The following is a 4,131-nucleotide window of genomic DNA, read 5'->3' on the forward strand; positions in this document are numbered from 1 at the left end:
CTGAACTGTAGGTAGACTGGCCTGCAGTCTTGGTGATGCTGATCGACGGATTCTGCTCCGCAGTGATTGTCTCACTGTCTGAATCAGTCACCGCAGGACCGGTCGGAGGCGTGCCTGAAGCAGTCGCCGTATTGTCCACCTTGCCCGCATTCATGTCGGCAAGGGTAATGGTATAAGTAGCCGTAAATGTTTGGCTCTCTCCCGGATTCAAGGTCACTGGTGCAGGGCTGATCGTGCCAAGGCCAGGTAGCGGATCGCTCACACTCACGTTAGTCAATGTGACGTTGCCCGTGTTGGTAACCTCAAAGCTGTAGGTGATCTCCTCACCAGCTGAACTGTAGGTAGACTGGCCTGCAGTCTTGGTGATGCTGATCGACGGATTCTGCTCCGCAGTGATTGTCTCACTGTCTGAATCAGTCACCGCAGAACCGGTCGGAGGCGTGCCTGAAGCAGTCGCCGTATTGTCCACCTTGCCCGCATTCATGTCGGCAAGGGTAATGGTATAAGTAGCCGTAAATGTTTGGCTTTCTCCCGGATTCAAGGTCACTGGTGCAGGGCTGATCGTGCCAAGGCCAGGTAGCGGATCGCTCACACTCACGTTAGTCAATGTCACGTTGCCCGTGTTGGTAACCTCAAAGCTGTAGGTAATCTCCTCACCAGCTGAACTGTAGGTAGACTGGCCTGCAGTCTTGGTGATGCTGATCGACGGATTCTGCTCCGCAGTGATTGTCTCACTGTCTGAATCAGTCACCGCAGGACCGGTTGGAGGCGTGCCTGAAGCAGTCGCCGTATTGTCCACCTTGCCCGCATTCATGTCGGCAAGGGTAATGGTATAAGTCGCCGTAAATGTTTGGCTCTCTCCAGGATTCAAGGTCACAGAAGCAGGGCTGATCGTGCCAAGGCCAGGAAGCGGATCGCTCACACTCACGTTAGTCAATGTCACGTTCCCTGTGTTGGTAACCTCAAAGCTGTAGGTAATCTCCTCACCAGCTGAACTGTAGGTAGACTGGCCTGCAGTCTTGGTGATGCTGATCGACGGATTCTGGTCCGCAGTGATTGTCTCACTGTCAGAATCAGTCACCGCAGGACCGGTCGGAGGCGTGCCGGAAGCAGTCGCCGTATTGTCCACCTTACCCGTGTTCATATCGGCCAGGGTAATGGTATAAGTCGCCGTGAAAGTCTGACTCGCTCCAGGGTTCAATGTCACAGAAGCAGGACTGATCGTGCCAAGGCCAGGAAGCAGATCGCTAACACTCACGTTAGTCAATGTCACATTCCCTGTGTTGGTAACCTCAAAGCTGTAGGTGATCTCCTCACCAGCAGCACTGTAGACCTTCGGATCTGCAGATTTAACCAATGAGATTAAAGCATTTTGGGAAACTTCAGTTATTGCTCTTGAATTAGTAGGACCTGGAACCTGGGTAGTAATTACTGAGGCTAAATTTATCAAATCCACTCCTGCATCGATGTCTGCTTGGGTCGTGGTATATGATGCATTATAAACCCAAGTTTCTCCAACATTCAATACACCTGGGTCAGAATTGTCACCTGAAATTACTGAAAGGACTACAGGAGTAGATGCTCCAGGGAACAAATCCTGAAGTACAACATTTGTTAAGTTGATATTTCCTCTATTTTCAACTGTGATCTGGTATTGAAGGATCTGTCCTTCAGCTGTAACAGGATCAGGACCTCCAATTTGAACCTTTAAAATGCTAAGATCCGGAACTTTGGTAAAATTTTGAGTATGCGAATCATCTGCAGTTACAGTTACACTACCTGCTTGACCCGACGCCCTTGCTGTATTTGTAAAACTTCCATTTTCAATATCACTTTGCTTAATAATATAGGTACCAGTAAAGGTTGTACTATTAGTCTCTCCTACCGCCAAAGAAATTGGATTTCCTGACACAGTTACAGAAGGATTCAGATCCACTACAAATACATTGGATAGTTGTGCATTACCGATGTTTGAAACACTGAAAGTGTACCTAATTTCATCACCAGCATTTTGCAATCCATCACCATTTGCATCAAAATACTCCCCAATTTTTATTATATCTATTGCCGGAGTAGGAGAAGTAAGAATAAAAGTCTGCGACCTAATACAACCAGACTGGTCTGTAACATTAACTTGATAACTGCCAGGTGCGAGCCCGGTTCTATTTGTTACCCCGTTGAAACTCGGACTATCTGCCCATGTAATATTTAAACTCCCTGTCCCACCGGTAGGAGCTATTGTTATACTGCCATCATTGATTCCAGGCGAAGGCTGAGTAACATTGCCATTGATAGCAATCACAGCTGGGGGATTGATTGTTACAGGTCCAAATGAAGATGATATTGTATTTCCTTGGGAATTAACAAATGACACTGAAAGTGTTGCTGTTGCTGAACCAGTAAATGAAATTACTGGGTTTGCCAGATTAGATGTTTGTGGGGTTGCATTATTTGAAAACGTCCAAGAATAATTGTATGGTTTACGTCCTCCAACAGTTTTATCTAAAAGATTTGCCGTTGTCAGACCTTGATCATCTGTACATGCAGTATAATCAAACTGGACTGCCAAAGGGGAATCGATGGTTACCCCAGAATTTGTTTGACATTGAGATTTACTAAAACTATTACAAGTAAATGGTTGTTGAGGAATATTTTGGCGGGAAGTTTGCCAAACAGTTAGAATATCACTCAACTCGAGAGATTGACCACAAACCCATTCAAAAGAGCTATTAGCTAATGTAATGATTTGAGCACCAGGCCTTACAGTTCTTGTAGACTCACCTGGTGAAGTAACACCTTCATTGATTGTTTTGAATAATTGCCCGTTGACATAAATATCAGCAAAAATCCAAACCCCATGAATCGAACTATTCGAATTGGAAGTTATATCCAATGATAAATAAACAGTTCTTGGTGTAGGATCATTTACATTACAAGCCGCTAAGGTATTTGTGATCGCATTACCATTGGCGTCGCTTAAAAATACTGATCTAACTGTAAAATTATTTGAAGTACAGTTAAATCCGCAGTTTTCTTTCCTCAGATCAACCAACTGGGTCTGAGCTTGGGTTAAACCTGTAATAAACAGGAAAAAGGTTAATACTAACCCAAACAGATTTCTAGACAAAGTTTTCATAGCCTATTTGATTTATTTAAAACCATCACTGGTTTCAAGTGATTTACATATTGAAGTGAATTTCCGGACAGGATCCCATCAAGGAAAAAAATCTTTGATTGTTTGTCCAGATATTTGGATGCATTAAGTTCCTTTAAGAAAATTCCATAAATGCTACCCCTAAACAAAATATTGTTAGTATTGGCTCTTAAGTCTGCCAAACTTAATTGTTGATAACGTACCATATTCAGTCTATTTTAAAAATTAATCTTACCCTTTATCATTGACTTGAAGACATAAACCGTATTCAAATCAAATATTTTGCTGTAAATATACATTTTTTTGTTTTTTAAAAACAAGTTTATTTAAAAATATTTTTCCTTGTGTGACTTTTTTTTGTATACATAATGCTTTTTTAGCATTATAAAATAAATAAAAGGGCTTATCATTACCAATCTGACATACCAAATGCCGTTGAAATGAATCAAAATTCAAAAAGCATCCGCAATTTTCCACCAGAAAATTAGTGAATCAATAGACTCGGTTAAAAATGGTGAACAAACCTCCGTTTGCTTTTAATAAAAACCAAATAAATTATTACAGTTCGTAGCTTCGGTAAATTTCATGCTTTTTTTTGAAATAATAAAAATTTTTTTAATGTTTTTTTATCTATTACAGAATATAATTCTTCAAAAGAAGTTTTTCTATACACAAAATGCAATTTTTTTAATGTACAAAAAATACTTAAAACAGGTGTTTTTTACGGATAATTAAGAATTCAATGACATTTAGAGATCTTCATCTAATTATAGCCAATAAGTGATGAAATTTAATTTCCTTAAAAATAAGTAAGGGGTCAGTCTAGTAAACTGACCCCTTGTATAGAAATTTGGATATTTAATTGTTCAAACGATCAATATTATTTATTGCTGACTCTGAGCTCTGTTCTTCTGTTCTGCTGGTGCTGTGCCTCTGAGCAGTCGCCCGTTGCGCAGTCCACCTTCGGACGGCTCTCA

The 4,131-nt window shown here is 41.2% G+C and carries 1 protein-coding gene; it reads right to left on the reverse strand.

Annotated features, from left to right (window positions below; translation table 11 throughout):
- The coding region (locus tag CLV48_RS20630; RefSeq protein ID WP_170069065.1) for a DUF7507 domain-containing protein at window positions 1–2,374 on the reverse strand (2,374 nt) is incomplete at its 3' end.
- Between the last annotated feature and the right edge of the window lie 1,757 nt (window positions 2,375–4,131).

The sequence above is a fragment of the Cecembia rubra genome, from assembly GCF_003014575.1.
GTDB classification, from domain to species: domain Bacteria; phylum Bacteroidota; class Bacteroidia; order Cytophagales; family Cyclobacteriaceae; genus Cecembia_A; species Cecembia_A rubra.